Here is a 2105-nt window from a genome sequence, read left to right as displayed (position 1 = left end):
CATGCGGCGCGCCTTCGTCTACCGACATATCATCTTGCATACCGGGCGGCTTCACATCCCAACGCGTTTTCCGCCCTTTGGGCTGGCTCGAACCTTCATTGTGCGAGGCGACTTCGCCCATCAGCGTATCTTGCGTACCGGACTCGACTGTGGCTGACCTCGCGACGTCGGAAATCAGCAATGCGGTAACAACTCCGAGCGCACACAACGTCCTTGATAAAGCGAACCTGAGGTAATTGGAGCGATGAGCGAACGGAGCGCCATAAACTATTACTGGCGTTGCATCAGAAATCCGCATTTAAAGTCTCTTGTTATTAGCCAAGTGCTAGTCGGATGGGGTGAACATGAACAGTACGCGTAGACCCGTTCCTATGCAATCAGACGCGAAGCTTGATGCGGAATTCAAAAGGAGTACGTCGGCTCGCCAATATGCTGTTTAAGAGGTTTAGTGTCATGGCGGCATCAAAGGACGCCTCCAATAACGTAACCCTTAACTATTCACAATTTGTTCAAAGGCGGCCCGCACTTCACCGGTTGAGCAGCAGTCAGTTTGACGGTGGAACCGCAGCGCCATGTGCTCACATCTCATGGCCACAGCGTTCCCTGCCGCGCAATACCATTGCAAATTTTCGATAGAGCGATGCAGCGATAACACCGTTCGGGCCTTGTTGCGACTTTTCACGGCCGGTATGGCCGGCGAGGCGGATGACGGGATCAACTCCCACGCTGGCATTCATGGCCGCACGTTTAACGATTGGGGAGTCGGGCCATTTTTTATACGCCACGCGGCGTCGCGCGCACGCGTGGACAACATGATGCCATCGGCGGATCACGTAGAATGGAGTGGTCCGTTGCGCGTTGCTCGTCCGCGCGACGCCGTTCATGTGCCGAGGCTTCGATCATGACTGTCATTGTGGAAATTGACGCGGCGCAACGTCAGATCCAAGCGCTGCGACGACACATCCATGCACATCCCGAATTACGCTACGAGGAGACACAGACCGCCGAGTTGATTGCCCAGACCCTAGCCAGTTGGGGTATCGAGGTTCACCGCGGTTTAGGCAAGACCGGCGTTGTCGGAGTGTTGCGCAACGGCTCCAATCCCCGCTCGATCGGTCTGCGTGCCGATATGGACGCGTTGCCGATACAGGAATTGAACACCTTTGGCCATCGATCTCAGCATCCCGGCAAGATGCATGCGTGTGGCCACGATGGACATGTCGCCATGTTACTGGGTGCAGCACAGTATTTGGCGACGCACCGGGACTTCGACGGAACCGTGGTCTTCATCTTTCAGCCAGCCGAAGAAGGTGGCGCCGGCGCGCGAGCAATGATTGAAGAGGGCTTGTTCGAGCAATTCCCCGTTCAGGCCGTGTTCGGCTTGCACAACTGGCCCGGTATGCGTGCGTGCACGTTTGGCGTGCGTCCGGGACCGATCATGGCATCGAGTAACGAATTCCGCATCCACATCAAAGGCATCGGCGCCCATGCTGCAATGCCACATAACGGTGCCGACCCAATCTTTGCCGGCGTCCAAATGATCAACGCGCTGCAAGGGGTGATCACCCGAAACAAGAGACCGTTGGACGCCGCGGTGCTGTCCGTCACGCAGTTTCACGCCGGCGATGCAATGAACGTCATCCCGGCCGACGCGGAAATTGCCGGCACGGTCCGCACGTTTAGGACCGAGGTCACCGACTTGGTCGAAGACCGAATGCGCGACGTGATCCAAGCGACCGCATCCGCCCACCGCTGCGAAGCACGGTTCGAGTTCGCGCGCAATTATCCCCCAACTGTCAATAGCACGGATGAGGCACGGTTCGCGGCGGATGTAATGCGCTCCATTGTCGGGGACGACGACGTGGACGACGATGTGGAGCCGACGATGGGTTCCGAGGATTTCTCGTTTATGCTGCAAGCCAAGCCAGGCTGCTATGCGTTTCTCGGCAATGGCAGTGGTGCGCATCGGGCCGCGGGGCACGGCTTAGGCCCCTGCGAGTTGCATAACGCCAGCTACGACTTTAATGACGCATTGTTGGGAGTGGGCGCACCCTATTGGGTCAAGCTTGCCCAGGCGTGGTTGCGCTCGAGCGCGTGCCGGTCAA

Annotated in this window: 3 protein-coding genes; 1 reads left to right on the top strand and 2 read right to left on the bottom strand. The window is 57.8% G+C overall.

Going from position 1 to position 2105, the window contains the following annotated elements:
• Together KPG66_RS01095 and KPG66_RS01090 are read right to left on the bottom strand one after the other, a co-directional pair.
• On the bottom strand, positions 1-298 hold a 298-nt coding region (locus KPG66_RS01095; protein ID WP_237069768.1), incomplete at its 3' end, for a hypothetical protein.
• Positions 299-578: 280 nt separating this feature from the next.
• Positions 579-884 carry a hypothetical protein gene (locus KPG66_RS01090; protein WP_041752982.1) on the bottom strand — a complete coding sequence of 102 codons (306 nt, stop codon included), beginning with the start codon at positions 882-884 and terminating at the stop codon, positions 579-581.
• 17 nt (positions 885-901) lie between these two features.
• On the opposite strand from KPG66_RS01090, the gene KPG66_RS01085 reads away from it, so the two are divergent.
• A partial coding sequence (locus KPG66_RS01085) for a M20 aminoacylase family protein (RefSeq protein ID WP_237069767.1) occupies positions 902-2105 on the top strand: 1204 nt, incomplete at its 3' end.

The organism is Mycetohabitans sp. B2 (assembly GCF_021733735.1).
GTDB classification, from domain to species: Bacteria; Pseudomonadota; Gammaproteobacteria; order Burkholderiales; family Burkholderiaceae; genus Mycetohabitans; species Mycetohabitans rhizoxinica.
Note: the sequence above shows the minus strand (reverse complement) of the source record. Positions and strands in the feature narration are given on the sequence as shown.